Source organism: Polaromonas sp. P4_F6, from assembly GCF_056401275.1.
Genome location: NZ_JBFUJQ010000002.1, coordinates 205,768 through 230,819 on the forward strand (window position 1 = coordinate 205,768; position 25,052 = coordinate 230,819).

Sequence of the window (25,052 nt, forward strand, 5' to 3'; positions counted from 1 at the left end):
CTCTCCCCCTGTGAGACGGACCCAGGCTCACTTCAGCAAGAACTCCATCTCCGTCCCCGCCAGGTTCAGCACGTCCTGGTGTGACAGCGGAGTGGCCTTGGGGCCTATGGCCTTGCCGTTGAGGGTGGACGGCGTCTCCCCGTCCATATGGGCCACGTAGTAACCGTCGCGCCGGTGCGAGATCGACACCACCGCCACGCCCGGCTGGCCGAAGGTGGTGACCGCCTTGACGACCGGCACTTCCAGCCCCGCCGACGAGCCAGACAGCACACGCAGGCTGGCCTGCCGCGCCCCTGCGGTGCCGGGCAGCCCTATCGCGTCCAGCGACATCGCCGTGGTTTCCTGGCTCTCGGCGGGCTCCTCGTGCGCGGACGTCGCCAGGTACTGGATCTTGAAGTGGCCGATGTTGATGATGTCGTTGTCGTGCAGCAGCTCGCGCGCCTTGACCATGTGGCCGTTGAGGTAGGTGCCGTTGGTGCTGCCCAGGTCGCGCAGGTAGACGTCGGCGATGCCCTTGAGTTCAAACACGCAGTGCTCGCCGCTGACCACCAGGTTGTCGAACACGATGTCGTTGTACGGCCGCCGCCCCAGCGTCGTGCGGTCGTTCTTCAGGTAGACATGCTTGATTTCGACGCCTTCGACCGATGCAATGAGTTGCGGCATGAGGAGAAGCCTTTCTTCTGGAGGTGTCGCTGCCACTCCCAACATGGCGGCGTCCGCCCATCGTAGCGCCGGCCCCGCCAAGGCACAAGGGCGGCGCCACCGCTAGTTTTTCTCCGCCGGGCGACAGGCCGCGCGTATCAGCCGCTGCGTCGGGTTGGGTGCCACGTCGCGAAACGCCATGTGCCTGACCACGCCCTCAGGGTAGGTCGAGGTCTGGTGCGGCGCGCCCTGCCATAGAGGCTCCTTGTAGAACTCCAGCGAGAGGTAGCGCGCGTTTTTGTTCGCGCAGTCGAACCGCACGGTGGAGGTGTAGGAGCGGTAGGGCACGCCGTCCCAGCTGGTGCGCGGCTGGGAGCGGCTCACGCGTATCTTCATCGTACGCAGCCCGCCCTGCACGCTCACCGGGACTGGATCGACCTCTATGGTGTTGAGCGCCGGGTCCTGCGGGTCGCCGAGCACGGTGAACCACGCGGCCTGCGCGTGCAGCACGGAGGCGCCTCCCAGCAAGCCCCAAAACAGCATGTTCTTTTTCATGGCAGCTCTTCGATGTTGTCCATCCTCAGGCGGCGCCGCAGCCGATGATGCGGGACCTAAGAATGTTTCCCCCACTTGCAGCATTTGCACAATGTCGCATTCAAAACCAGTCTAACCGGGGGCAAGCGGCCTTGTCACATGAAAAGACATATTCCTGCAGGTGAAACTGAGGGTGCAACAACACCTTGTAGTCCGCAGCCGACACCCAGCCGCGCCCCCTCCCTGCGTGCGCCGCCCCAGCCAGCCCTTAACTTGAAGGCATGGAGTTTTTCCATGTCCCCCAACCACCCGAAAGGTATCCCTATGAACAAGGACCAGGTCAAAGGCAAGATCAAGGAAGTCGCCGGCGAAGTGCAGGAGCACACCGGCAAGATGGTCGGCAGCGCCGAGCAGCAGGCCAAGGGCCATGCCCGCGAGTTTGAAGGCAAGGCCCAGAAGGCCTACGGCGATGTGAAGGAAGACATCAAGGACACCGCCAAGGAAATCAGGAAGGACCTGGAGCGCGATCCGCTCAAGCCTTGATCACGCTTTCCCTTTCCAATGAAAAACGGCCGCTTTCGAGCGGCCGTTTTTTTGGGGTGCAAGAAGCTAGCGCGGCGCAATAGGCGGCCCCACCACCACGCCCGGAAACACCGGCAGCTTCTCGGCCGCCACCGGCGCCGGCGGCTGCAGCACCACACCGGGCATGCCGCCCGAATCCCCGCCCTGCGCCGACGTTGGCTGGTTTTCAGCTGGCGCCTGGATGGTCACGTACTTGATCACGGGCGCGGGCTGCCAGCGCGGCGCGCCGCCCTGGCTGGGTGGTGATGCCCCCGCCGCCATGCCCACGCCGGCCGGCAGCTCGCCCGGCTGGCCTTCCTGCGGCGGCTCGGCGCCGTTGAGCAAGGCTTCCACGCGCTGCTGCTCCTGGTCCGTCACGCCGCCGCCCTGCGGCGCCGCAAAGCGCTGCTCGGCGTCCACCACCTTGGCCTTGATCGCCTGCTGGAAAAACTCGCCCACGATGGGCAGCGCGCTGCGCGCGCCCTGGCCCCAGCTGTCGCCCATGGTCACGCGGTTGTCGTTAAAGCCCACCCAGGCGCCCGCCACCAGCTGCGGGTGCATCATCACAAACCAGCCGTCGGTATTGCCCTGCGTCGTGCCGGTCTTGCCGGCCAGGTCGGCGCGCAGGCCGTAGCGGCTGCGTATCGCCGCACCCGTGCCCTGGTCGATCACGCCGCGCATCACATCCAGCAGCGTCTGCGCCACCGTGGCCGACATCACCGTCTCCGGCGCCTTGGCTTCGAATTGTTCCAGCACCTTGCCGTTGCGGTCTTCCACGCGCGTGACGATGATGGGCTCTATGTAGCGGCCGTCATTGGCCAGCGTGCCGTAGGCCGTGACCATTTCCTTGAGCGTCACCGGGCTGGTGCCCAGCGCGAGCGAGGGCACTTCCTCGAGCTTGCTTTGCCGCACGCCCATGGCTTTCGCCAGCTTGGCCACATGGGCCGGGCCCACCACCTGCATCACCTGCGCCGTAATCGTGTTCTTGGAGAACATCAACCCCTGGCGCAGGCTCATGAACTCGCCGCTGGGCCCGCCGCCGTCGGTGGGCCGCCAGAAGGCACCGTTGCCCAGCGGGATTTCCACCACGCCGTCGACAAAACCGTCGCTCTGCCGGGCGCCCTCCTCAAAGGCCGCGCCATACACAAAAGGCTTGAAGGTCGAGCCCGGCTGGCGCCGCGCCTGCTGCACATGGTCGAACTGGTCGTCCGAAAAATCCCGGCTGCCCACCCAGGCCCGCACCTGGCCGTTCGTCGGGTCCAGCGCCATAAAGCCGGCCTGCAGCCGCGTCTTCTCGTCCTTGAGGGCCTGCATGAAATTGGCATTGGCCAGCAGGGTTTTGAGCGCCTGCTCGTCGGTCTGGCCCGCGGCGCGCGCGGCCTTGTACTCGGGGGTGTCGCGCACAAAGGCCAGGGCCAGTTCGCGCTGCGCCCCGCTTTTGGCCTTCCAGCCCGAGTTAAAGCGCCAGTCACCCGCGACGATTTTTTGCAGCCGCTCGCCCTGCGCCACCAGCGCCTTGTTGGCCATGGCCTGCAGGCGCGAGTCGATGGTGGTGCGCACCACCAGGCCGTCGGCGTAAATGTTGTAGTCGTTGCGGTCCGCCCAGTCGATCAGCCAGCGCCGCAGCTGCTGCGCCAGGTGCGGCATTTCGCCGAGTTCCGGGTCCAGGCGCTCAAAGTCGATCTTCAGCGGCTTCTTCTTGAGCGCCGCGAGTTTGTCTTCGGGCAGCTTGCCGTGCTTGACCATCTGCATCAGCACGATGTTGCGGCGCTGCAGCGCGCGGTCGGGGTTGACCACCGGGTTGTAATAACTCGCACCCTTGAGCATGCCCACCAGCGTCGCGCTTTGCAGCACGTCCAGCTCGCTGGCCGATTTGTCGAAATAGGTGCGCGCCGCCATCTCTATGCCGTAGGCGTTGTAGAGAAAGGGCACGGTGTTCAGGTAGCTCTCGAGGATCTCGTCCTTGCTGTAGACCGCCTCAATCTTGAAGGCCGTGATCGCCTCCTTGAGCTTGCGCGTCAGCGTGGCCGAGCGGCCGATTTCCTCGGGGTACATATTGCGCGCCAGCTGCTGCGTCAGCGTCGAGCCGCCCTGCTTGCGGCCCACAAGCGTCAGCAGCACCGAGGACACCGTGCGCCGGAAGTCCATGCCGTGGTGATCGTAAAAGCGGTGGTCCTCGGTCGCGATCAATGCGGCCACCACATTCGGCGAAATCGCATCGAGCTTGACCCAGTCGCGGTTGGCGCGCTGGAAGCTCGCCAGCTCCTGGCCGTCCACCGACATCAGCACCGAGGGCTTGGCCGTCTTGGCCTTGAGCAAATCGCTGATGCTGGGCGTAAACGGCAGCAGCAGCACCGTGTAGAGCAGCAGCAGCACCGGGACCATGGCCAGCGCCAGGGCCACATCACGTTTGGTCAGGTTGCGCAGCCGGCCGGGAATCGAGGCCGCGAATGCGCGCAGGCGCGGGCCCAGGGGGGCCTGGAAAAGGGTCTGGAAGGGGTTCTTCATTGCCTGCAAGTTTACTGGGGCGCTGTAAACCCCTTTTGTAGGACGGCGGCGCGGTGGCGCAAGGGTGACGCAAGGATGGTGAAAAGCCGGCAAAGCCGGGGAAAACACATGTGTTCAGGGCCGCAGCCCCTGCTGCCGCCCCGCCCAAATATCGGCGGCGGCCTACAAAGGCCAGGCCCGCTTGGCGCTAAGGTAGTTCTATAGACATACAGACGCCTAGGAGACCTCCATCCATGAGCTTTCTCCCGCACCGCCCCCTTGCGCATGCTGTGCAACCTGACCGCATCAACCTCCACAACCCCCAGGCCGCCGCCGTGTGGGAACAAAAGCTGCACGCCGACCGCGAACAGCTCAGGCGCGCCATTGCCGCCGTTGGCGACAAGGCCAGCAAGGTCGAGAAATACCTCCAGGACGGCACCAAAGAGGACAGGGACAAGCCCCATTGATGGCCGCCGCTGTAGCCGCCACAATGGGTTGAGCACCCCGCTCTCTCCGTTTCGCCCGTCCATCCACCGTGTTCCGCGCAGCGGCCAAGCCGCCCTGCGCCGCAGGAGGTATTGCCATGGCAATGCAGCAGCTCGCCTTTACCTTCGACCTCAAGCGCCGTACCACGCTGGCGGCCCTGCCGGCCCTGGGCGCCGCCCTGCTCTCGCCCCGCGGCGCGCAAGCCCAGGCGCCCAGCGCAACGGCGCATACACAGCGATTGCAATCCTGGCCGCTCAACACCCGCTCCGCCACCGGCATCCACGACATCGCGCCCGCACCCGACGGCGGCGTGTGGTTTTCGGCCCAGCGCAGCGGCCACCTGGGCTGGTTTGACCCGCGCAACGGCAAGACCGAACTGATCGCCCTGGGCGGCGGCTCATCACCCCACGGCGTGATCGCCGGCCCCGACGGCGCGGCCTGGCTGACCGACGGCGGGCAAAACGCCATTGCCCGCGTCGCCTGGCCCTCGCGCCAGGTCAAAGTCTTCCCCCTGCCCGCCGGCACACCGTACGCCAACCTCAACACCTGCGCCTTCGACGGCGAAGGCAACCTGTGGTTCACCGGCCAGAGCGGCTACGTCGGCAAGGTCGATGTGCGCAGCGGCACCGTCACCGTCAAGGACTCCCCGCGCGGCCGCGGCCCCTACGGCATCTGCGCCACACCCAAGGGCGATATCTGGTGGTGCTCCTTGGCCGGCTCCTTTATCGCCCATATGGATACCAAAACCGGCGAATCCCGCATCGTCGAGCCATCCACGCCACGCCAGGGCGCAAGACGGGTGTGGTCGGACAGCAAGGGCCGCATCTGGGTCTCGGAATGGAGCAGCGGCAACCTCTCCATGCACGACCCGGCCCTGGGCACAGGCGCCAGCAGCTGGAAAACCTACAAAGCCCCAGGCGCCGACCCGCATGTCTATGCGGTCTATGTCGACAACAAGGACATCATCTGGGCCTCGGAGTGGAGCAACAACGCTATGCTGCGTTTTGACCCGGCCAGCGAGAAGTTTGACGTCATCCCCCTGCCCCGCGCCAATGCCGCGGTGCGGCAGATTTTGGGCCGGCCCGGGGAAGTCTGGTTGCCTGAGAGTGGGACGGAGTTTGTGACGGTGATCAGGACGGGGTGAGCATCCGGCAGCATCCGGCAATGGAAAGCCCCCAACGCGCCGTGCATGACGGCGATCTTCAGGCTCTCGCCGCAGCCTTGCTTCGCGTCGCGCCTGTTTCCCGCACCGGCGGCAAGCCGAACATGCGGCCGTACTCCCTCGTGAACTGCGGCACGCTTTCATAGCCCACCGCAAACGCCGCGCTGCTCGCGCTCAAGCCTTCCGACAGCATCAAACGCCGCGCCTCGATCAGCCGCAATTGTTTCTGGAACTGCAGCGGCGACAGCGAGGTCACGCTGCGAAAGTGCTGGTGAAATGAAGACGGGCTCATGCCCGCCACGCCCGCGAGCCGCTCCACCGGCAAAGGCCGCGCAAAATCCGCCCGCAGCACAGATACCGCGCGCGCCACACGCTGCGCATGGCCGTCAGGCCAGCCCAGTCGCCTTATCGCGGCGCCCAGCCGGCCCGCCAGCAGCCAGTAGTGCATCTCGCGCACCCGCTGCGCCTGCAGCACCGGCAAGGCCGCCGGTCGATCGAGCAGCTGCATCAACCGCAACGCCGCCTCGGCCACCTCGGCTTCGGTGGCGCCCACCCGCACAGCCGCGGTGTCGGGCGCGGGCCCATCCTTCATCTGCAGCACCAGGTCCGCGATCACCGCCAGGTCCAGTTCCAGCACCAGCGAGAGGTAAGGCCGGGCGAGGCTTGCGCGCGTGATTTGGTTGACCGTCGGCACGTCCGCCGTGATCAGCAGGGTTTCACCCGCGCTGAACGCGAAGGATTGTGTGCCCATGGCCACCTGCTTGCTGCCCTGCAACAAGAGGCAGACCAGCGGCTGCGATATGGCATGGACCAGGCCGCTGGGCGAAGGCGCGCGCACCAGGCTGAGACCCGGGATGGCCGTCTGCGCCAGACCCGCCTTGTCGGCATGGGCTTCGGCATAACGGCCGACAACATCCAGAAGAAAAGGGAGCGTGCTCATGCCGCAAGCCTAACCGCTGGCGGTCAGTTGCCGCGAGCCCGGTGCCGAAATTTGGAGGATCAGGCAAGAAGCACCGAATTTCCGGCAACCCGCGCCGGCCCACCCGCCGGACACTGGAATCCTCATTCACCAAGCCTGCAGACAAGAAACCCGATCATGAGCAACATCACCCCAATCACCCTGATCACCGGCGCCAGCCGCGGCCTGGGCCGCAACACCGCCCTCAGCATCGCCCGCCGCGGCGGCGACCTCGTCCTCACTTACCAGAGCCGGGCCGAAGACGCACAAGCCGTTGTCGCCGAAATCCAGGCCATGGGCCGCAAGGCTGTGGCCCTGCAGTTGGATACCGGCAAGGTCGCCACCTTCGCGCCCTTCGCCGACCGCTTGCGTTCCGCGCTGCAGGGCAGCTGGCAGCGGGGCACCTTCGACCACCTCGTCAACAACGCCGGCCACGGTGACTACGCCCTGATAGGCGACACGACCGAAGCGCAATTCGACGGCCTCGTCAACGTGCACTTCAAGGGCGTCTACTTTCTGACCCAAACCCTGCTGCCCCTGATTGCCGACGGCGGCCGCGTCGTCAACCTGTCCTCAGGCCTGACCAGAACCTCCTACCCCGGCTACGCCGCCTACGCGGCGGTCAAGGGCGCAGTAGAAGTGCTGACCCGCTACATGGCCAAGGAACTGGGCGCACGCGGCATCGCCGTCAACACGGTGGCGCCGGGCGCAATAGAAACCGACTTCGGCGGCGGCGCCGTGCGCGACAACCCCGAGATCAACAAAATCTTCGCCGGCATCACGGCTCTGGGCCGCGCCGGCTTGCCCGACGACATAGGCCCCATGATCGCGAGCTTGTTGACCGAAGACAACCGTTGGGTGAATGCGCAGCGGATTGAGGTATCCGGGGGCCAGGGGATTTGAGGAGGCTCGTTGCTACCGCAGACCCGCATGCTTATGGGCTCCACATCGACAGCAAGGACATCGTCCGGGCTTCGGAGTGGAGCAACAACGCCATACTGCGTTTTGACCCGGGCAGCCAGAAGTTTGACGTGATCCCCTGCCCCGCGCCAATGCCGCGGTGCGGCAGATTCTGGGCCGGCCCGGCGAGGTGTGGTTGCCTGGGAGGGGGACGGAGTTTGTGACGGTGATCAGGACGGGGTGAGCCTGCTGAAGCGTTCATGTACTCACATACCGACCAGGCCGCCCAGGCAGCTCGCACGCTGACAAACACTTACGCGAGAGTACTTTTAGCCGCAAAAAAATCGCACACCTTCTTGCTAGACTCGGCCGCATCTTTTTCACGCGAGACCGCAAACGATGAAGGCACCCACGGCCTCCCTGGCCCTGCTGTTCTTTTCTGCGCTGGGCGCGTCGCTTGCCCACGCGGCGCCGCCCCCTGGCGAATACCGCATTGATGGCGAAGCCAGCGTACGCAGCGGCAGCGGGCCCACCGCCACGGAGCGCATCGAGCGCTGGGACGGCGCCACCGGGCGCCGCACCGTCACAGCGCACGCCGGGCCGCCCGGCAACCCGGGCAGCCAGCAGACCTATGCCGGCAATGGCCCGGTGACCTGGTGCGTGCCTTCGCCGGCCGCAGCGCCGGCCAATCTTCCAGGCCGCTGCGATGCGCGCTGGTGGCCCTCCAGCGGCGGCGCCACGCTTCAGGCCGAATGCAAGGCGGGCCGCATGCAGGAGCAATGGAAGCAGCTCGCCCCGCAGACCTGGGAGAGGCAGATGACTTTCACCAGTTCAGCAGGCGCGGGCGGCAATGATCCCGCCGCCGCACTGGCCCTGGCGCAACGCGGCATGTCGCCCGCCGAGGCCGCACGCGCCAAAGCCGAACTGGCCGCCCTGCCCACCGCCCAGGACACGGCGTCGGCCATGGCCCCCGTCTATGCGCAGATCGAGGAAACCATTCGCAAGGGCCCGCCGCAGGAAGCCGCCGCGGCACGCGAACAATTGGCCGCGCTGAAGGCGGCCCAGGGCGGCGGTGGCGCTATGACAACGACCACGCGCCTGACCGAGCGCTGGACGCGCATCGCCGGCGCCTGCGGGGCCCGCCCATGATCGCGTTCACCCGATTCGCCGGCATCGCCGCACTGGCGGCCGCATTGGCATCGGCCCCCATCGCGCAGGCGCAGAAGGCCCCGACCGAGTGGCGCGGCGCAAGCGACCACCCTCTGGTGTCGCGCTATGCCGGCGCCGTGCTGCAGAACGCCGCCCAGGAGGGCTTCGCCGCCGTCAAGGTGCCCACGGCGCAGCAAGCGCCCGACAAGTCGCCCGTGGTCGAAGGCCGCGTCAACGCCTACTTCTACATCGCACCCAAGGAGCGCAGCGCACTGGAGGTCTTCCGCAACTACCAGGTCGCGCTGGCCAAGCCCGGCTTCACCGTGCTGTACAGCTGCGAAATGAGCGCCTGCGACAAATCCGGCATCAAGGAGCGCTTTGCCAATGAAGTTGTCTCGCCGCGCAAATGGCAGGCCAAGGGCGTGGACCCCGCGGGCTCCATAGACCGCGACGTGCGCTTCCTCAGCGCCAAGGCCAGCCGCAACGGGCAGGACAGCTATATCCTGGTATTCGTTGCCGAGCCCAATTCCATCTGGGGCGCACCGGCCGTTGTGCAGCTCGTCGTCGAGCCTGCCGCCATGGAAGGCGACAAGGTTGTCGTCAACGGCGACGCACTGCAAAAAGCCCTGGGCGCCGACGGCAAGGTGGCGCTGTACGGCATCTACTTCGACACCGGCAAGGCAATCCTCAAGCCCGAGTCCAGGCCGCAACTGGCCGAGATGGCCAAGCTGCTGAAGGCACACCCCGCGCTGAAGGTGCACATCGTCGGCCACACCGACAACCAGGGCGGCGTACCCGCCAACCTGGCCCTGTCCCAGCAGCGCGCCGACGCCGTGGTCGCCGCACTCGTGCAGGAGCACCAGGTGGACCCCAAGCGCATGACCGCGCGCGGCTTGGGCAGCTTCGCGCCGGTGGCCAGCAACAGCGCCGAAGCCGGTCGTGTGAAAAACCGGCGGGTCGAACTGGTGGAGCAATAGACCCGGACGGGCCGGACGGGCCGGCGGTGATAGTCTTGGACCTATGACTGAAGACCTGACATTCACCGAACTGGGCAGCGACATCTACGAGGACTTTGAAGGCTGCACGGAGCCCGTGTGCGTTGCGCACGGCGACATCTACAGTGCGGGCGCTCCACTGGCCACCTACCTCGCCCGCTGGTTTGAAGGCGACCGGCAGCGCGGGCTTGACCTGCAAATCACGGTGGGTGAATGGGGTACGGGCACCACATGGCAAAACCGGCACATCATTGCATTTCATGCCTCTTTTTCCCAGTCGGTCCCCGAGTTGGTCCTGGTGGATTCCGACGCCGTCTGGGGCGCCGAACTCGGCAACAAATATTCGGCTGCTGAGGCTCAACAATATTCCGTCAGCGCCCAGGCGCGCGAGTTGGCGCAGGCCATTTTTCTTCGTGACCCGGCAGTTGTGGAGTTTGCCTCACGGAGTGTTGGGCTTTGATTGAGATGTCAGATATTCGCCTCTGACAACGCTCCCGAAGGAGTAACAACGCGATGCTGCGTTTTGATCCGGCCAGCGAGAAGTTTGAAGTGATACCCCAGCCCCGCGCCAATGCCGTGTTGCGGAAGATTCTGGGGCGGCCTGGGGAGGTGTGGTTGCCTGAGAGTGGGACGGAGTTTGTGACGGTGATCAGGACGGGGTGAGGGGCGAGGGGTCAGAAATTGCGAATTTTCTTGAAGGCTGTCATCCATGATGAGCGTTTGAGAGGCAGAGATCCCGGGTCTGCTCAACAACCACCGGAAAAATTCCAAACAAGTCTGCCGGCTAATTTGTGCTTAACAGGCTCATGGAGCCCAAACGTATAGCCGCGGGTAAATTCCGCAGCTCCAACCGCACATGACCTGCCGGCAATGTGACTGCATAGATTTGCGTTTCCCATTGGTCCTGGGCAGTCATTGGGAAATTAAAGTTGGCAATCCACTCCTCGCCGTTCTCGCCGCTCGCAAAAAATGGCACAGGCGCCTGAATTCCACCGCTGTTGGAATACTTGATAAGAAGCACCTTTTTTTTCGAATCAGGGTTATTGACAGTGATAACCCCCTGATTCCACAACTTTCCAGGATAGGTGGCAATTAATTTGCCGGCAGACGACAGTCGACGCGCCAGCTGCGCGCTGTAAAGATTGGGCTGGGACAAACGAGGCAGGTTCTCAACCCACTGATTGCCCCTTGGGTCGGTGCTTTCCTGGTAGTCATGGCCCACGCCAATCAGGTTGATATAGGGAAATTCCGGGCTTCCCCCAGGCGTTCCGCGGGTCACCCTCGGAGGCGCGGAAAAAGTGCCCCTTTCCCCCCTGATGTTCCAGAAGGTGGCATTGCGTCCGGCATGAGGGCCTCCCAAGCCGTCGTCATAGGGCGGCGTCGTCTTGTCACTTCCCCTGCCGCCACTGGAATGGTAAATAGTTGAACCGTTGCCGACGTCGATATCGGTAAACACATTTCTGTAAGGCCACTTTCTATGGTGGTCAAAATTCATCATGACACCACGGCCATTGGCAATGGCATTCCCATTGGAAAACTGGTCTATCGAGATGTCATGCACACAATAGATGTCCTTAAACTCAAAGTTGCGCAATAAAAGATTTTGCGTTCCGCCTTGGCCATTGGCTCCGCTCAATCGAAAACCCGCGTGACAAAAACCATTGCGCTCCTTGATCGTTTGGTAATTCGAATCCTTATCTTTCAACTCGTCTGTTGTAACTTCCTTGCTTTTCCTTTTGCTGCGAGTGAAAACGATATTTTCGAAGCTGGCAAACCGCACAGTTGCGTTCCGAATGCCCTCGTCAAAATCCTTTATCACCAGGTCCTGCCCCCACACATTGGTGGCGGTATTGATATTTATTCCGGTGTAAGCCACTTCCCGGTAGTGGGGTTTCTTCGCCACGCCGCTGAACTCCAGGCTCAGGCCTTCGATGCCCACTTCATCCACCGTCGGGGCATGGCGGTAAATCTGCGGCTTCCACTCCGTTTTCACATTGATTTGCAAGGGCTGTTCGAAATACACCTTTTGGCCCATGACCGATTTGACGTCAAAGACCCAGTCCACGGGAAGGGTCCAGGGGTGAATCGTATCGCCCCACAAGTGCGGCTCTTGAACAGGCGCCAGTTCCATGGCCAGCCTGTAATTTGAGTTGTTGCCTCCTGTGGCCGGGCGTGTATCAGGTATGACAGGGGGCGGCTTGATCACCAGTCGCAGCCGATCACCAGCCTTGACACCGGTGATCGAACTCAACTCCAGGAAGTTGCTTCCCTGAGGAGCGAAAGCCGTCACATCGGCAATCTTGTTTGCCGCGGTGAGGGGAACATCCGTGCCCCTGATGGAGATAAATTCCTTGGGTTCGCCTGATACCAGTGGGTCCGGGCCCGGCGCGGGCAGCAAACAATGGCACAAACTTGTTTTATCCGAACCTGCTCCTCGCAACATGATGCGGCTCGTATCAATGGTTAGTGAGCTTGTAAGGGCGTACCGGCCGGGGGGGATGTACACGGCACCGCGCCGCCTGGGCGCGGCCGTTATCGCCTTGACCGCATCTATCGCTCGTTCAAAAGCCAAGGTGTCGTCGGCAACTCCGTCTCCGACCGCCCCAAAATCTTTGACATTCTTGAGATCTGGAAAATCCCTGGAGGTCGGCAAAGGGATCGCGCCCCCCTGGAAACCTGCATATGACACGTCAGGCAAGCGACCTTCCTTGACCCAAAGCTCTCCAGCCGATCCCCACAATTTGGAAACTTGCAGATTTCCGGAATCTGGCTCTACCACCAAGTCACCAGCCCGGGAAGCCCATGCACCACCTCCATCGCTTACACCTATCCAGATAGAGATGGGCAACACAATAAATAGCCAAGCTATTGCTTTTGAGAGCCTCATGATCATTCCCCCAAAATGAAACGGAATTGGTGCCGAAATTCCGAACAACTTCAGGTGGAAGCATTGGACATGCCGGCCCGAGGGCTAACCGCCCTGTTGTCCGCATCCCATGCTGCGGTTCATTATGCGGACTTCCTGTCTGATTTTCCAGTGCCCGAGGTAGCGACCAGTACCGACCTTGCGCTCTCTACCGGGCAAACAGCTTCAAGACAGGGTTTGCGGCGCTACAAAGACCTGTGCGGGTTTAAAGCCCCGCGCTCCCTTTGCCTCAGGGCCCAGGCAAAGTAGATGCCCTCCACCGCCATCACCCCTCCCCCCAGCGCCACCACGGTTTAAAAGCAGAGGAGAAACTGAGGGGGGCGGCAGATTTCAGAATTCATGGCCCGGCCAGACCGTGGCGATGACACGCCTCTGCTCAAGCCGGTATTGCTCCAGAAACTTCGAATCGCCAGTTTTCAGGTATTGGCATTTCAATTCGTCCAGCAAACCAATTTCAAAGCGCAGCGGAGGGAACCCACGCCCCACCGGCAAGAGACGCGGGGGATAACTGGTACTGGAAAACCGGCTCGAACTCCCCAGCAAATAGGACGCGACGCACTCCATGACAAAAACTTTGGCCTCAACAATTTTGACAAGACCGTCCTCCCTGCCGTAGTTGCATTTCGAATTCAGGTAATGCTGACCATCCTTGGTATCCTCATGAAGCTTGTCGCAGATTCGCAGCCATTCGCGCCAGAATTTTGGTTTTGCGAAGAAGAAGTTAGCGAAGATGAGATTTCCCGAAGGGTTCACCATCTGGACCAAATCAACGGGCGGGTCGAACTGGGCAAAAAAATCAGCCGCATGACCCCGAATGCCACCGAAATAGAACTCCATGTGCTCGAAGATATTCAGGAATGTCGCGCGGTTACAGGGGAACGGAGAAAACGAGTACACGTCGACATCTTCGGATGACTGGATGAACCGATGCACCTCGGTCGCCGACAGCCTAGTCTTCTCGAAGAATCCGGGCGAGACAAACCCGTACAGGGCGGATTCATCCAGCGGTGTGGTGTGCAGGTAAGTGCGGATAGGCCAATACTCAAACCAGCCGGGTTGTTCGCTGTTGGCGTTTTCCAGTGGTTCGAATCCTGGGTCTCTGCTTGCGCGTGTGGCGTCGTCATAGACGATTTGATGCCCGCAGATACGCCGGAGGCTTTGCGCCGGCGCCGCCTGGTCCAGTGCTGTCTTTTTGCTGAAGAGTTTGCCTAGTACGCTCACATGGACCCCTTTTGGTGGAAATTCGTGGCCGGGATTAGCTTTGGCCAGTGTCTGAGGCATTTTAGGGTGCGCCCCGCGAACGCCGCCTCAACACCCAAGCAAAATAAGCCCCCTCCACCGCCATCACCCCTCCCCCCAGCGCCACCACGGCGCTGCTGCCGATGCGGCCTATCAAAGCGGCGGCCAGCACCACGCCCAGGGACTGGCCCAGGAATAAAAAAGACGCAAACAGCGAAACCGCCGTGCCGCGCGCCTCGGGCACCATTTGCGTGGCGTTGGCCTGCATGACGTTGTGGAACATAAAGAAGCCAAAGCCGCCGACCAGGCTGGCCGGGATGGCCGGGCCCCAGTGCGGGATGTAGGCGATGGCCAGCGCGCTGATGCCGAGCAGCCCACCGCCCAGCAACACCAGGCCGTGCTGGCCCAGGCGCGGGATCAGCGCGCGGCCCGCGGCCATATAGCCGACGCCGCCCAGGCCAAAGAGCGCGACGATGGCGCCTGCGGCCGAGAGCGACAAGCCCAGGGCATGGTGCAGGTGCGAAGCCCACATGGCCAGCACCCCAAAACCCATGGCGCCTTCAATCACCGCCAGCAGCAGGATGGTGCGGGGCCAGGGGCGGCTGGCGATGAGCAAAGCCTGCTTCAAGAAATGCGGGCGCGCCGCGGGTGCTCCAGGGGCTCCGTGTGCAGGAGTCGCCTCTGCCTCGGCCACAGCTTTTGGCAGCGCCTGCTGCCGGCGCAAATCGCCCCATAGCAGCGAGCCGACAGCACCAAACAGCAGCACCAAAAACGCAAACGCCCAGCGCCAGCCGAGCGCATCAGTCAGCAGCCCGCCCAGCAGCTGGCCGCAGACGATGCCCAGGGTGCTGCCCAGGCCGGTGCGCGTGAGCATTTCCTGCAGCTCGTGGGCCGGCACGGTGTCGCCTATCCAGGCCATGGCCAGCGGAATCAGCGCGGCGGCACCCAGGGCCATCATGATGCGGGCCAGCAGCAGCATGTCCAGGCTGCCCGCGAACACGGCGACCGCGCTGCCCACGCTGCAGCCCAGCGCGGCAAAGGTCACGATGCGAAACTTGCCCAGCCTGTCGCCCAGCGGGCCATAGAAAAGCTGCGAGATGCCGTAAGTTACGGCAAACACCGACACCACTTGCGCCGCCTGCGCCAGGCTGACGGCAAACACGCGCGACAGCTCAGGCAACATGGCGTCGCAAATGCGCTGCGCCACCATGCTCGAGAAAGTGGCGCAGGACAGCAGCAGGATGGAGCGGCGGGTGGCGGAGGATATCGGCGAAGAGGCGGAACGGGTGGCGCTGTGCGCGGCGGCGGAAGTCATGAAGGTGAACAGGCCCGAATCAGGTGCCGCGGGCGACACACCCACGCTGTATCGGATTGTAGGCAAACACCCGCGAAACGTATGGGCAAGGGGCATGGCACCCTGCCCCCTGTGCAAAATGGCAGGTCGATTGAGAACCAACCCCTGGAGACACCATGCCCGCCACACCCGAGAACTGCCGCATCAATTATGTGGAGCTGAACGTCAGCGACATCGCCAAAGCCAAAGCCTTTTACGGCAAGGCGTTTGGCTGGACGTTTACCGACTACGGCCCGCAGTACACCGAGTTCTCAGACGGGGCGATGAAAGGCGGCTTCACGACGCAGGCAGCGCCTTCGCCCGTGGGCGGGCCGCTGGTGATTTTGTATGCCGACAAGCTGGAGGCCGCGCGCGACAGCGTGCTGGCTGCGGGCGGCACCATCAAGCTGGAGATTTTTGCCTTCCCCGGCGGGCGGCGCTTTCATTTCCTGGACACGGATGGGTATGAGCTTGCGGTTTGGTCCCGGGAATGAAGCGGGACCGGACAGAAAATATTCAAGATTTTTCAAACACCATGTCGATTCCGCCACGGGCCGTTCGTCGTACAGGTAGAGGGCCGTCCCCGCCTTCTCTCTTTTGTCTCTGTCATTAACCAAGGAAACACGCCATGACTACCAATACCGTCAAGCTTCACCGGGTTCTGCAATCCACCCCTGACCGGGTGTACCGCGCCTTCCTCAGCCCCGCCGCCATGAGCAAATGGCTGCCGCCCAACGGTTTTACCGGCACCGTCCACGAAATGGACGCCAAGGTCGGCGGCAGCTACAAGATGTCATTCACCAACCACACAAACGGCCACAGCCACTCCTTCGGCGGCAGGTACCTGGAGCTCAAGCCCGGCGAGCGCCTGCGCTACACCGCCAAGTTCGACGACCCCAACCTACCAGGCGAGATGACCACCACCATCGCGCTGGCCAAAGTCTCGGCCGGCGTGGAAATGCAGGTGGTGCAGGAAGGTATTCCCGCGGTGATCCCCGCGGACCAGTGTTATGTGGGCTGGCAGCAGTCGCTGGTGCTGCTGGGCAAGCTGGTGGAGGTGGAGATCAACGAGTAAGGGCCCCAACACTGTGGCTGGTCATCAAGCCAGCATCAGGGCGTGGCGGCGGCCGGCGCACGCTGTGTGGGCCGCTGGGTACGCACGTAATTAAGTTCGTTCTGGGCACGCCTGTCGTTCTTGTCGAGTTCCAGGCACTGGAGGTAGACCTTTTCGGCATCGTCCCAGCGGCCTTGCTCGACATACACATAAGCGATGCCGCGCCAGGCGCGGGACAGCTCCTTGTTCTTCACCTCGGGCGGGGAAAACTCCTTGGCGGCGGCTTCGGCCTGTTCAAAAATCTTCAGGGCCTGGGGCCAGTTGCGTTGGCCCAGGTACCAGGTGCCCAGCTCGCCCAGGTACTGGGAGTTGCGCGGTGCCAGGGCCAGGGCTGCTTCGAGCGCGCTGCGCGCTTCGGCCGCGCGCCTGAGCTCTATCAGCGCGTAGGCCTTGAGGTACCAGGCATCGGACCAGGTCTGCGGCACGATGATGGCGCCCTGTTTGGGCTCTTGTTTGGACGCCGCCGCTTCCAGGAGGTACATCAGGCCCTCCATCTGCGAGCGGCCTGTGTAGGGCCTGGATGCCTGGCCCTGGTAGCGCAGCTCATAGGCAGCGATGATTTTGTCGAGGTGCTCGGTGATCGCGCGCTCGGGCTGGCGGAGTTGCAGCAGCTGGGCGGCGGCCATCAGTTGCTGGCCCAGCGCGGCATCTTCGGGGTTGGGCGCCGCGGCTGCTTGCGGGGGTGCGGCCGGGGCGGCCGTCTGGCTGAAGGCGGGACACACGGCAAAGACCGAGAACGCCAGCGCGGTTGCTGCCAGCCATGCGGTTTGTTGTCGTGAGGTTTTGCGCATTGCCAGACTCCAGGGTTGTTAAGGGTTCTTTAGAAGCTGTAGCCGTCCCCTGACTGCGCTAGATGGCCAACTTCGACGCGACTTTCCACCGCGCAATCCGGGTCATGTGGTACTGCAGGTAAAAGGTGCTGAAGAGGAAAGTCATCGCCGCTGAAAGCCTGAGCTGCATGGGCTCAACGCTGTTGTAGTGGTTCAGCATGGACCTGCGCATGGAATACGCGCCGAAGTAAAAGACCACATAGGACGCCAGCGTCAGCAGCAGGCCCACCGCCTTGAGGTTGTCGGAGCCCTCGACAAATACCTGGCTCACCACGGCAAGCAGGACATACGCGATAAATTGGCTGGTCACATGGGATGTCGGGTTGATTTTTCGCACCCATGTGGATTGGATGAAGATCCAGACAATCATGAAGATGCCCAGCGTGAGCAGCGTAAAAAGCAGCACCAGGGCCCAGTGCATTTGGGGCGGCGCGGGGTAGGCATCCGCATCCATCCCGCCGTGCGGCGGCACGGGCTCCGTCAGGTGTTCACTCATAAGCTCCCTCTTCTCTTTTTTTTGATGAATCCATCGCGCGAGGCCGTCGGTAACGGCCAAGGCAGCATAAACGGCAAGCCGGCCGGGCGGCTTACAGCGCCTTGCCCAGCCTTGCCACGCCCTCTTCAATCTTAGCCACATCGGCCGTGGCAAAGCTCAGGCGCAGCGTGGCCAGGTCGGGGTTGGCCGCGTAGAAAGGCGCGCCGGGCACAAAGGCCACGAGTTGTTCGATGGCCTTTTTGGCGAACTCGCCGGCGTCCTTGCTTTTGCCGCCCCCGCCCGTGAGGCGGGCCCAGAAGAACAAACCGCCTTGCGGCTGGGTGAATTCAATCGCGTCGCCGAGTTCACGTTTCAAGGCATTGCCCATGGCGGTGGCGCGCTCGCCATACACCTTGCGCACGCGCTTGAGGGTGTCGGGCATGCGGCCGGCCTTGAGGTATTGGGCGGCGGTGGCCTGGGCGAAGGTGCTGGTGTGGGCGTCACTGAACTGCTTGCACATGGTGGCCTTGGCCAGCAGCTCGGCGGGAGCGACCATCCAGCCCACGCGCAGGCCAGGGCTCAGCACCTTGCTGAGGGAGCCGCAATGCGCGAGCAGCTCGCGGCTGCCGGGCACGCTGGGGCTGAGCGCCAGCAGCGAGGGCGGCGGCGCTTCGCCGAAGTAGAGGTCGCCGTAGGGGTCGTCCTCGACGACCAGGGTCTGGTGCTTGACGGCCATTTCCAGCACCTGTTTGCGGCGCTCCAGGCTCAGCAGCGCGCCGCTGGGGTTGCCGAAGGTGGGGATCAGGTAGACAAACTTGGGCTTGTGCTGGGCAATGAGTTTTTCGAGCTCGTCGGTCTTGACGCCGTGGGCGTCAATCGGCGCGCTGATGAGTTCGGCGCCGTAGAGGCGAAAGCACTGGATGGTGGCGAGGAAGGTCGGGCCTTCGACGATGACCTTGTCGCCGGGCGAGATCATGGTCTTGCCGAGCAGATCGAGCGCCTGCTGGCTGCCGGTGGTGACGATGAGGTTTTCGGGCGCGACATCCTTGGCGCCCTTGGTAGCCATGAAGGCGCTGAGCTGTTCGCGCAGCGGGCCGTAGCCTTCGGTGGCGCCGTATTGCAGCGCGCCGCCGGGTTCTTCGGTAAGGGCCTTGTTGCTGGCTTCCTGGATGCCGGCCACATCGAACATGGCGGGGTCGGGAAAGCCGCCGGCAAAACTGACGATGCCGGGCTTGCCCAGCAGCTTGAAGAGTTCGCGGATGGCGGAGGTTTCAACGTTGTTGAGGCGGTCGGCAAAGTGCAGGGGCATGTTCGGTTTCTCGCTTTCTGGCCTGCATTGTCGCCAATTTGTGCATGGCCTGCCCGCGGCAAGGCGGGCCAAGGGGTGGTTGACAGAGTATTAGTCTAGAGTGATACTCTAGTCATGGATGCCAGCGCTACCCCCTCCTCCACGCCGTCCACTCCACCCTCTACCCGAGATCGCCTGCTCGAGGCTGYGACCAAGGTGTTCCTGGCCCAGGGCTTCACGGCCGCCTCCATGGACATGGTGCGCCAGGAGGCCGGCGCGAGCAACGGCAGCCTCTACCACCACTTCCCGACCAAAGCGCTGCTGGCCGATGCGCTGTATGCCCACATGCTGCGCGACTTCCACACGGCGCTGATGCAGCCGATTGCCGGCAAGGCCTCGGCCCAGGCCGGCGTCAAGGGCCTGGTGCGCGCCTATATCCAGTGGGTGCTGCAGCACCCGGACCAGGCGCGGCTGCTGCACACGCTGCGGCGCGGCGGCGACATGACGGACGGCGCCGAGACCAGCACGGCCAATGAGCACGCCCTTGCCGCGCTGAAGCTGTGGATGGAGCAGCGCATTGAAGCCGGCGAGATACGGGCCATGCCTTTTCATGTGTGGATGGCGCTGGTGTTTTCGCCGTCCATGTCGCTGACGCAGCGCTGGGTCAGCCAGCCTGAGCCGGCTGTCGCGCCCAAGCTGCGGGCCGCGCTGGAGCACGGCGCCTGGATGGCCGTGGCGGCCTGAGCCGACTACCCAAGAGAAATTCAACAAGGAGTGTCTATATGAAAGTCGTGAACGTTCATCAACGCCTGCTGCATGCGAGCCCCGAACGCGTGGGTACGCTGATTGACTCGCTGGGTTCTCCGGCGGATGCGCTATGGCCGGGGTGGGACTGGCCGCGCATGAAGTTCGACAGGCCGCTGGCCGTAGGCGCCATCGGCGGCCATGGCCCGATACGCTATACGGTGGAGGCCTACACACCGGGCCAGTCGGTGCGTTTCCGGTTCACCAGGCCCAAGGGGTTTGATGGCTGGCACGGCTTTGAGGTATTGGACGCTACGCCCGCGCATTGCGTGCTCGAGCATCGCATCGAGATGCGAACGCGCGGCGCTGCCCTGCTCTACTGGCTGTTGGTCATAAGGCCGCTGCACGACGTGTGCGTGGAGGACGTGCTGTCGCAGACCCAGGTCTCGCTGGGCATTGAGCCCCGGCCTGTAGCGCGGACGGCGGGTGTACGGCTGCTGCGCTGGCTGGCCTCGGGCCGCCGCCGGCGGCCGGCACCGCCTTTTGCGGGGAGCCGGCATGCCCGCTGAGCAACCGGATGAGCTGCTGCGCTTCGGCCGCGAGGTATTGAGCCGGCAGCCTTTCAGCGCACTGCTGGATGCGAGGCTCGACGCCTTTACGCCCGGCAGCGCGGAACTGTCGGTGCCGGTGGTGTCCGGCCTGCTGCAGCAGCATGGCTTTGTGCACGGTGGTGTGCTGTCTTATTTAGCGGACAACGCGCTCACCTTCGCGGGCGGTTCGGTGCTGGGCGATTCGGTAACGGCCGAGTTCAAGATCAACTACCTGCGGCCGGCCAGGGATGCCGAACGCCTGCTGGCCGTGGCCACGGTGGTGGGCAGCGGCAAGACGCAGGCCGTGTGCCGCTGCGACATCTTTGTGCTGCGCGGTGGGGAGCGCACGCTGTGCGCCGCGGCGCAGGGCACGATTCGTAAAGCGGCCTAGGGACTGTTAACAGGCTCCAGGCCTCGCAAAACGCGGTGCCGGCGGGACAGCACAAGCCGGGCCATTTGATCGCCTTTGAACGATATATTGACAATATTGTATAAAAACGATATTGTGCAAATATCACTCAAAGGTGGTATTAATGAGCACACTTCAAACCTTTCCTGTTCAGACATCAGCACAGCTGTCAGTGCATTTGAAATCGCTGCGAAAAGCACGCGGGCTGACGCAGACCGCGTTGGGTCAGCGCATAGGCGTCAAACAAGTCCGCATGGCCGATATTGAAAAAAACCCCGGCGCGGTAAGCCTCGACCAGTTGCTTCAGGTGTTGCACGCGCTGGATGCGCGAGTGCTGCTGGCAGACTTGCGGCGCTATGCCGAGACCGACGCACCACCCGCCCCCACCGCGAACAGCCCCACGGCCGATTGGTAGCCGGGGAAAACGCTTGAGAAAATCATGACGAGGCAGTTTCAAAAGGTGGCCCATGGCATTCGCCGATCTTGATGTGTGGATGAACGGCCAGCACGTGGGCCTGTGGTTCTGGACGCGCACCGGCACCCCGGGCTTTCGCTACGACGAGAGCTGGCTGCGCTCGCCCCAGGCGCGCCCGCTGTCGGTCTCGCTTCCCATGCCGGCCGGCGGCGGCGACGTGATGGGCGCCAAGGTCGAGCATTACTTCGACAACCTGCTGCCCGACAGCGGCCGCATTCGCGAACGGCTGCGGCGGCGCTTTGGGACCTCTTCCATTCGCGCGGCCGACCTGCTGGCCGCCGTGGGCCGGGACTGCGTGGGCGCGCTGCAGCTAATGCCGCAAGGTCTGCAACCACCGCCGCACGACCGCATCGACAGCACGCCGCTGAGCGACAGCCAGGTGGAGGCGCTGCTGGGCGAGGTGACAGGCGATGACGCGGAAGGCGCCTCGCTCGCGGACGATTTCAGGATTTCCATTGCCGGTGCCCAGGAAAAAACCGCGCTGCTGCGCATAGGCCAGCGTTGGCACCTGCCTTCGGGCTCTACGCCGACCACGCACATCTTCAAACTGCCCTTGGGCCTGGTGGGCAATATGCGCGCCGACATGACGGACTCAGTGGAAAACGAATGGCTCTGCGCCACCCTGCTGGGGGAACTGGGGTTTGAGGTCGCGCCCACACAGATGGGCCGCTTCGGCGATCGAAAAGTGCTGATCGTGGAGCGCTTCGACAGGCGTTGGATGGACGGCGGCGCATGGATTGCGAGGTTGCCGCAAGAGGATTTCTGCCAGGCCACCGGGACGCCCGGCGACCTCAAGTATGAAAGCGATGGCGGCCCCGGCATACGCGCGGGCCTGGACTTGCTGGGCGGTGGCAGCAATGCACGCGCGGACGCACTGCATTTCGCGCAGGTCCAGCTGGCTTTCTGGATCATGGGGGCCACCGACGGCCATGCCAAAAACTTCTCCATCTTCCTGGAGCGCGGCGGCGGCTTTCGCATGACACCGCTGTACGACGTGCTGTCGGCCTGGCCCATCATCGGCAGCGGGCCCAACCAGGTCAGCCCGCGCCGCGCCAAACTGGCCATGGCCTTGCGCAACAAGAATACACACTATCACCTGCACGAGATCCGCACCCGCCACTGGGAAGCGCTGGCGCGGCAAAGCGGCGTGCCGGGCGCCTTCGACCAGATGGTGGCGCTGGTGCTGCAGGTGCCCGACGCGCTGGAGCGCGTGGCGGCGCAGTTGCCACCGGATTTCCCCATGCCCGTATTCACGGCCATACGCGAAGGCATGCTGGCGCAGGCCGAAAAATTCGTGGCTGAACTGAACTGACATCCATGACAGAGCTTCTTTCCAACCCCGCGGCCCGTAGCACCTACATCGCCCGCATCAACCGGGTGGTGGACCACATCAGCGCCAACCTGGCGGGCACGCTGGACCTTCAGGCGTTGGCCGGTGTGGCGTATTTTTCGCCCTGGCATTTCCATCGCGTGTTCCAGGCGGTGACGGGCGAAACCCTGGCCGACTGCGTGCGCCGCCTGCGGCTGGAGGCCGCCGCCCAGCGCCTGATTTTTACGCCGCAGACCGCGCTGCAGATAGCGCTCGACACGGGCTTTGCTTCAGCGGAGGTCTTCAGCCGTGCCTTTCGCACCCACTTCGGCACGACGCCCACAGCGTGGCGGCGTGGGGGCTGGCGCGAGTGGGCGACGCACCGGCAGATTGAACTTAGCAAGATTCATCAAGGCAATCACAAGCCGAATCAAGAATCCATCATGGCGTTGTTTAAAGATAGAACCCTCTGGCCCGCCGGGCCGGTCCCTTCATCCGAAAGAACCCTTGCCATGCACATTGAACTCAAAACCCTTCCCCCCATGCGCCTGGCCTATCTGCGCAACACCGGGCCTTACGGCGACGGCGTGGCACAGCTGTGGCAACGCTTTGTGGCCTGGTGCGGCCAGAACGGCTACATGACTCCGCGCCCCAAGATGTACGGCATCAGCCAGGACAATCCCGAGATCACGCCAGCCGAAAAATGCCGCTACGACGCCTGTATCGAGGTCGATGAGACCTTCAAGCCGCAGGGCGAAATAGGCGTGCAAAACTTTGGCGGCGGGCGCTATGCCTGCGGCCGCTTCACCGGCAAGCCGGGCAACGAGGTGCACGAAGCCTGGACGCACATGTTCGCCGAGTGGCTGCCGCAAAGCGGCTACCAGCCGGACAACAACCCGGCGCTGGAACTGTATGACGAAGACTTTGTGATGGACCCGAAAACAGGAAACTTCAGCTGCTGGCTGTGCGTGCCCGTCAGAGCCCTGTAGCGCTATTGCCTGGCGGCGCGTGCCATACTCCCGCAAAACCACGGGGGGCGCCGCCATGCACAAGCTTGTTTTTTCCCTGCATAAATTCTTTTTCGCCGGCCTGCTGCTGGCGGCAGGCCATTCCAGCGCCTGGGCGCAGCGCGGCAATCCCGAGGTAGCCTATGCCGGGCAATCGATAGACCAGATGATCTCCACCTTCATGGCCGAACAGGGGATTTCGGGCATGGCGGTGGCGATTGTGCAGGCGCCTTACATCACGCGGGTGACGGGTTACGGGCTCAGCGATGTCGCGTCGCGCCGGCTCTCGGCGTCGAACACGATGTTCGACATCGGCCAGATGGCGAATGCCTACCTTGCGGTGGCGGTGCTGCAACTGGTGGAGGCCAACAAGCTTGGCCTCGACGACGCGGTCTCGCGCTTTGTGCCGGGCGCGCCCGCGGGCCTCACCGTGGGCCAGGCCATACGCGGTGGCAACACGACATCGCAGTGGCTGGCGCCCCTGGTCGCGCAGGCCAGCGGCCTGCCGGCCGAAGACCATATCCGCGTGAACCAGATCGAGCGCCTGGGCCTGAAGCACACCACCTTCGGCAGCACCCTTGCCTCGCTGGCCTGGGAAAAAGACGTGAGGAACGCCCGGCCGCACAGCGCCTTTCTGAAAACCCCGGCCCTGATCAATCCCAGCGAACCGGCTACGGGTTATGCCGCAGGCGGTGCCGTCGCCGTGCCCACGGGCCTGCGCATCTATGCCTCGGCGCTCGATGTGTCGCTGTGGGACGTGGGCCTGGCCGGCGAAATTTTGATCGCGTCGCCGGCGCTGCGCAAATGGATTTACTCCGCACCCGAAGGCGGGGTGTCTTCGGGGCCCTGGTATTTCCCGGGGCACAAGGGCTTGATGGTGACGACGGGTGACGGCGCCGGTTTCTCTTCGCTGTTGAGCCGTTTCACCGATGCATCCGAGCTGCTGTGCGTGACGCTGCTGGCCAACAAGGAAGGCGTGGACCTCACACAGCTGGCGCGCCGCATTGCCGGGGCCTATGACGCGCGCCTGGGCCCGCCGCTGGCGACCGCCAGGCTGCGGGTGCAGCAAAGCCCTTTCACGGTGAAGGAGACCATGGCCAGGCTTGAAAAAATCCTGCGCGCGCGGGGCAACGCCATCATCGCGCACATCAACCACGCCCGTGCCGCGCAAGACGCCGGCCTGCAGCTCGCGTCGACCGAAGAACTCATCTTCGGCAACCCCGCCGCCGGCACCCCGCTGATGCAGTCCAACCCGGCCGCGGTAATGGCCCTGCCGCTGCGTGCCGCCGCCTGGGAGAAAGACGGCGCCGTCTGGCTGACCGCCGTGGACCCGGTGGCCATCGCCTCGGAGCACGGTATCAAGGACCAGGGCTCCTTGGTCTTCAAGAGGCGGGCCGACATCGACTCGGCGCTTCGCGAGGCCGTGGCCGCGCCCTGAG

Annotated in this window: 26 protein-coding genes; 16 read left to right on the forward strand and 10 right to left on the reverse strand. The window is 63.7% G+C overall.

Features of this window, described 5'->3' with window-relative positions; all coding sequences use genetic code 11:
- Positions 1–27 precede the first annotated feature (27 nt).
- Positions 28–663 carry an FHA domain-containing protein gene (locus AC1DUN_RS06850; RefSeq protein ID WP_477713308.1) on the reverse strand — a complete coding sequence of 212 codons (636 nt, stop codon included), beginning with the start codon at positions 661–663 and terminating at the stop codon, positions 28–30.
- Between the two features lie 102 nt (positions 664–765).
- The gene (locus AC1DUN_RS06855; protein WP_477713309.1) at positions 766–1,197 is read right to left on the reverse strand and encodes a surface-adhesin E family protein; all 432 of its coding nucleotides are present in this window, start codon (positions 1,195–1,197) and stop codon (positions 766–768) included.
- A gap of 303 nt (positions 1,198–1,500) precedes the next feature.
- On the opposite strand from AC1DUN_RS06855, the gene AC1DUN_RS06860 reads away from it, so the two are divergent.
- Entirely contained in the window at positions 1,501–1,719 is a 219-nt protein-coding gene (locus AC1DUN_RS06860; RefSeq protein WP_477713310.1) for a CsbD family protein, read from the forward strand.
- A gap of 66 nt (positions 1,720–1,785) precedes the next feature.
- On the opposite strand, the gene AC1DUN_RS06865 is transcribed toward AC1DUN_RS06860, so the two are convergent.
- Positions 1,786–4,245: a penicillin-binding protein 1A gene (locus AC1DUN_RS06865; protein ID WP_477713311.1), complete on the reverse strand. Its 2,460-nt coding sequence runs from the start codon at positions 4,243–4,245 to the stop codon at positions 1,786–1,788.
- Positions 4,246–4,478: 233 nt separating this feature from the next.
- Between AC1DUN_RS06865 and AC1DUN_RS06870 the strand changes: the two genes are divergently transcribed.
- Both AC1DUN_RS06870 and AC1DUN_RS06875 read left to right on the forward strand, forming a co-directional pair.
- On the forward strand, positions 4,479–4,691 hold the full coding sequence (locus AC1DUN_RS06870; RefSeq protein WP_477662032.1) for a DUF3606 domain-containing protein: 213 nt from the start codon (positions 4,479–4,481) through the stop codon (positions 4,689–4,691).
- Positions 4,692–4,807: 116 nt separating this feature from the next.
- Positions 4,808–5,854: a Vgb family protein gene (locus tag AC1DUN_RS06875; protein ID WP_477713312.1), complete on the forward strand. Its 1,047-nt coding sequence runs from the start codon at positions 4,808–4,810 to the stop codon at positions 5,852–5,854.
- 58 nt (positions 5,855–5,912) lie between these two features.
- Here the strand turns inward: AC1DUN_RS06875 and AC1DUN_RS06880 are convergent, their stop codons facing one another.
- The gene (locus tag AC1DUN_RS06880) at positions 5,913–6,812 is read right to left on the reverse strand and encodes an AraC family transcriptional regulator (RefSeq protein WP_477713313.1); all 900 of its coding nucleotides are present in this window, start codon (positions 6,810–6,812) and stop codon (positions 5,913–5,915) included.
- Between the two features lie 156 nt (positions 6,813–6,968).
- Between AC1DUN_RS06880 and AC1DUN_RS06885 the strand changes: the two genes are divergently transcribed.
- The 4 genes from AC1DUN_RS06885 to AC1DUN_RS06900 all read left to right on the forward strand — a co-directional run bounded on the left by AC1DUN_RS06885 (position 6,969) and on the right by AC1DUN_RS06900 (position 10,334).
- Positions 6,969–7,733 (forward strand): SDR family NAD(P)-dependent oxidoreductase, encoded by a 765-nt coding sequence (locus AC1DUN_RS06885; RefSeq protein WP_477713314.1) that lies wholly within the window; start codon positions 6,969–6,971, stop codon positions 7,731–7,733.
- Positions 7,734–8,129: 396 nt separating this feature from the next.
- Positions 8,130–8,879: a hypothetical protein gene (locus AC1DUN_RS06890; RefSeq protein ID WP_477713315.1), complete on the forward strand. Its 750-nt coding sequence runs from the start codon at positions 8,130–8,132 to the stop codon at positions 8,877–8,879.
- Positions 8,876–9,856 (forward strand): OmpA family protein, encoded by a 981-nt coding sequence (locus AC1DUN_RS06895; protein ID WP_477713316.1) that lies wholly within the window; start codon positions 8,876–8,878, stop codon positions 9,854–9,856. The genes AC1DUN_RS06890 and AC1DUN_RS06895 overlap by 4 nt, the downstream gene beginning before the upstream one ends.
- A gap of 43 nt (positions 9,857–9,899) precedes the next feature.
- The gene (locus AC1DUN_RS06900; RefSeq protein WP_477713317.1) at positions 9,900–10,334 is read left to right on the forward strand and encodes a hypothetical protein; all 435 of its coding nucleotides are present in this window, start codon (positions 9,900–9,902) and stop codon (positions 10,332–10,334) included.
- Between the two features lie 324 nt (positions 10,335–10,658).
- Here AC1DUN_RS06900 and AC1DUN_RS06905 read toward each other — a convergent pair whose 3' ends face one another.
- From AC1DUN_RS06905 to AC1DUN_RS06915, 3 genes are all read right to left on the reverse strand, one after another.
- Positions 10,659–12,761, reverse strand: a complete 2,103-nt coding sequence (locus AC1DUN_RS06905; protein WP_477713318.1) for a glycosyl hydrolase family 28-related protein — start codon at positions 12,759–12,761, stop codon at positions 10,659–10,661.
- A 369-nt stretch (positions 12,762–13,130) separates the two neighbouring features.
- Positions 13,131–14,081 carry a hypothetical protein gene (locus AC1DUN_RS06910; protein ID WP_477713319.1) on the reverse strand — a complete coding sequence of 317 codons (951 nt, stop codon included), beginning with the start codon at positions 14,079–14,081 and terminating at the stop codon, positions 13,131–13,133.
- Position 14,082: 1 nt separating this feature from the next.
- Positions 14,083–15,354, reverse strand: coding sequence for an MFS transporter (locus AC1DUN_RS06915; protein ID WP_477713320.1), 1,272 nt, complete (start codon positions 15,352–15,354; stop codon positions 14,083–14,085).
- A 155-nt stretch (positions 15,355–15,509) separates the two neighbouring features.
- Between AC1DUN_RS06915 and AC1DUN_RS06920 the strand changes: the two genes are divergently transcribed.
- Positions 15,510–15,866 carry a VOC family protein gene (locus AC1DUN_RS06920; protein ID WP_477713321.1) on the forward strand — a complete coding sequence of 119 codons (357 nt, stop codon included), beginning with the start codon at positions 15,510–15,512 and terminating at the stop codon, positions 15,864–15,866.
- A 134-nt stretch (positions 15,867–16,000) separates the two neighbouring features.
- On the forward strand, positions 16,001–16,447 hold the full coding sequence (locus AC1DUN_RS06925; protein ID WP_477713322.1) for an SRPBCC family protein: 447 nt from the start codon (positions 16,001–16,003) through the stop codon (positions 16,445–16,447).
- A gap of 35 nt (positions 16,448–16,482) precedes the next feature.
- Here the strand turns inward: AC1DUN_RS06925 and AC1DUN_RS06930 are convergent, their stop codons facing one another.
- From AC1DUN_RS06930 to AC1DUN_RS06940, 3 genes are all read right to left on the reverse strand, one after another.
- The gene (locus tag AC1DUN_RS06930) at positions 16,483–17,277 is read right to left on the reverse strand and encodes a tetratricopeptide repeat protein (RefSeq protein ID WP_477713323.1); all 795 of its coding nucleotides are present in this window, start codon (positions 17,275–17,277) and stop codon (positions 16,483–16,485) included.
- Positions 17,278–17,335: 58 nt separating this feature from the next.
- Positions 17,336–17,812 carry a hypothetical protein gene (locus tag AC1DUN_RS06935; protein ID WP_477713324.1) on the reverse strand — a complete coding sequence of 159 codons (477 nt, stop codon included), beginning with the start codon at positions 17,810–17,812 and terminating at the stop codon, positions 17,336–17,338.
- 91 nt (positions 17,813–17,903) lie between these two features.
- On the reverse strand, positions 17,904–19,094 hold the full coding sequence (locus AC1DUN_RS06940) for an aminotransferase-like domain-containing protein (protein ID WP_477713717.1): 1,191 nt from the start codon (positions 19,092–19,094) through the stop codon (positions 17,904–17,906).
- Between the two features lie 120 nt (positions 19,095–19,214).
- On the opposite strand from AC1DUN_RS06940, the gene AC1DUN_RS06945 reads away from it, so the two are divergent.
- From AC1DUN_RS06945 to AC1DUN_RS06975, 7 genes are all read left to right on the forward strand, one after another.
- Complete coding sequence (locus AC1DUN_RS06945) at positions 19,215–19,823, forward strand: TetR/AcrR family transcriptional regulator (RefSeq protein ID WP_477713325.1); 609 nt, start codon at positions 19,215–19,217, stop codon at positions 19,821–19,823.
- A 38-nt stretch (positions 19,824–19,861) separates the two neighbouring features.
- Complete coding sequence (locus AC1DUN_RS06950; protein ID WP_477713326.1) at positions 19,862–20,392, forward strand: SRPBCC family protein; 531 nt, start codon at positions 19,862–19,864, stop codon at positions 20,390–20,392.
- Complete coding sequence (locus AC1DUN_RS06955) at positions 20,382–20,804, forward strand: PaaI family thioesterase (RefSeq protein ID WP_477713327.1); 423 nt, start codon at positions 20,382–20,384, stop codon at positions 20,802–20,804. Before AC1DUN_RS06950 ends, AC1DUN_RS06955 begins: the two co-directional genes overlap by 11 nt.
- Positions 20,805–20,946: 142 nt before the next feature.
- Positions 20,947–21,237, forward strand: a complete 291-nt coding sequence (locus AC1DUN_RS06960; protein ID WP_007873948.1) for a helix-turn-helix domain-containing protein — start codon at positions 20,947–20,949, stop codon at positions 21,235–21,237.
- A 52-nt stretch (positions 21,238–21,289) separates the two neighbouring features.
- Complete coding sequence (locus AC1DUN_RS06965; RefSeq protein ID WP_477713328.1) at positions 21,290–22,609, forward strand: type II toxin-antitoxin system HipA family toxin; 1,320 nt, start codon at positions 21,290–21,292, stop codon at positions 22,607–22,609.
- 5 nt (positions 22,610–22,614) lie between these two features.
- A complete protein-coding gene (locus AC1DUN_RS06970) occupies positions 22,615–23,595 on the forward strand; it encodes an AraC family transcriptional regulator (protein ID WP_477713329.1) in 981 nt (326 codons plus the stop codon).
- 55 nt (positions 23,596–23,650) lie between these two features.
- On the forward strand, positions 23,651–25,051 hold the full coding sequence (locus tag AC1DUN_RS06975) for a serine hydrolase (protein ID WP_477713330.1): 1,401 nt from the start codon (positions 23,651–23,653) through the stop codon (positions 25,049–25,051).
- Position 25,052: the final 1 nt, after the last annotated feature.

What these genes read in the sequence shown, in the direction of transcription:
- AC1DUN_RS06850 (WP_477713308.1), bottom strand. Translation starts at nt 663, where the DNA reads ATGCCGCAACTCATTGCATCGGTCGAAGGCGTCGAAATCAAGCATGTC.
- AC1DUN_RS06855 (WP_477713309.1), bottom strand. Translation starts at nt 1,197, where the DNA reads ATGAAAAAGAACATGCTGTTTTGGGGCTTGCTGGGAGGCGCCTCCGTG.
- AC1DUN_RS06860 (WP_477713310.1), top strand. Translation starts at nt 1,501, where the DNA reads ATGAACAAGGACCAGGTCAAAGGCAAGATCAAGGAAGTCGCCGGCGAA.
- AC1DUN_RS06865 (WP_477713311.1), bottom strand. Translation starts at nt 4,245, where the DNA reads ATGAAGAACCCCTTCCAGACCCTTTTCCAGGCCCCCCTGGGCCCGCGC.
- AC1DUN_RS06870 (WP_477662032.1), top strand. Translation starts at nt 4,479, where the DNA reads ATGAGCTTTCTCCCGCACCGCCCCCTTGCGCATGCTGTGCAACCTGAC.
- AC1DUN_RS06875 (WP_477713312.1), top strand. Translation starts at nt 4,808, where the DNA reads ATGGCAATGCAGCAGCTCGCCTTTACCTTCGACCTCAAGCGCCGTACC.
- AC1DUN_RS06880 (WP_477713313.1), bottom strand. Translation starts at nt 6,812, where the DNA reads ATGAGCACGCTCCCTTTTCTTCTGGATGTTGTCGGCCGTTATGCCGAA.
- AC1DUN_RS06885 (WP_477713314.1), top strand. Translation starts at nt 6,969, where the DNA reads ATGAGCAACATCACCCCAATCACCCTGATCACCGGCGCCAGCCGCGGC.
- AC1DUN_RS06890 (WP_477713315.1), top strand. Translation starts at nt 8,130, where the DNA reads ATGAAGGCACCCACGGCCTCCCTGGCCCTGCTGTTCTTTTCTGCGCTG.
- AC1DUN_RS06895 (WP_477713316.1), top strand. Translation starts at nt 8,876, where the DNA reads ATGATCGCGTTCACCCGATTCGCCGGCATCGCCGCACTGGCGGCCGCA.
- AC1DUN_RS06900 (WP_477713317.1), top strand. Translation starts at nt 9,900, where the DNA reads ATGACTGAAGACCTGACATTCACCGAACTGGGCAGCGACATCTACGAG.
- AC1DUN_RS06905 (WP_477713318.1), bottom strand. Translation starts at nt 12,761, where the DNA reads ATGAGGCTCTCAAAAGCAATAGCTTGGCTATTTATTGTGTTGCCCATC.
- AC1DUN_RS06910 (WP_477713319.1), bottom strand. Translation starts at nt 14,081, where the DNA reads ATGCCTCAGACACTGGCCAAAGCTAATCCCGGCCACGAATTTCCACCA.
- AC1DUN_RS06915 (WP_477713320.1), bottom strand. Translation starts at nt 15,354, where the DNA reads ATGACTTCCGCCGCCGCGCACAGCGCCACCCGTTCCGCCTCTTCGCCG.
- AC1DUN_RS06920 (WP_477713321.1), top strand. Translation starts at nt 15,510, where the DNA reads ATGCCCGCCACACCCGAGAACTGCCGCATCAATTATGTGGAGCTGAAC.
- AC1DUN_RS06925 (WP_477713322.1), top strand. Translation starts at nt 16,001, where the DNA reads ATGACTACCAATACCGTCAAGCTTCACCGGGTTCTGCAATCCACCCCT.
- AC1DUN_RS06930 (WP_477713323.1), bottom strand. Translation starts at nt 17,277, where the DNA reads ATGCGCAAAACCTCACGACAACAAACCGCATGGCTGGCAGCAACCGCG.
- AC1DUN_RS06935 (WP_477713324.1), bottom strand. Translation starts at nt 17,812, where the DNA reads ATGAGTGAACACCTGACGGAGCCCGTGCCGCCGCACGGCGGGATGGAT.
- AC1DUN_RS06950 (WP_477713326.1), top strand. Translation starts at nt 19,862, where the DNA reads ATGAAAGTCGTGAACGTTCATCAACGCCTGCTGCATGCGAGCCCCGAA.
- AC1DUN_RS06955 (WP_477713327.1), top strand. Translation starts at nt 20,382, where the DNA reads ATGCCCGCTGAGCAACCGGATGAGCTGCTGCGCTTCGGCCGCGAGGTA.
- AC1DUN_RS06960 (WP_007873948.1), top strand. Translation starts at nt 20,947, where the DNA reads ATGAGCACACTTCAAACCTTTCCTGTTCAGACATCAGCACAGCTGTCA.
- AC1DUN_RS06965 (WP_477713328.1), top strand. Translation starts at nt 21,290, where the DNA reads ATGGCATTCGCCGATCTTGATGTGTGGATGAACGGCCAGCACGTGGGC.
- AC1DUN_RS06970 (WP_477713329.1), top strand. Translation starts at nt 22,615, where the DNA reads ATGACAGAGCTTCTTTCCAACCCCGCGGCCCGTAGCACCTACATCGCC.
- AC1DUN_RS06975 (WP_477713330.1), top strand. Translation starts at nt 23,651, where the DNA reads ATGCACAAGCTTGTTTTTTCCCTGCATAAATTCTTTTTCGCCGGCCTG.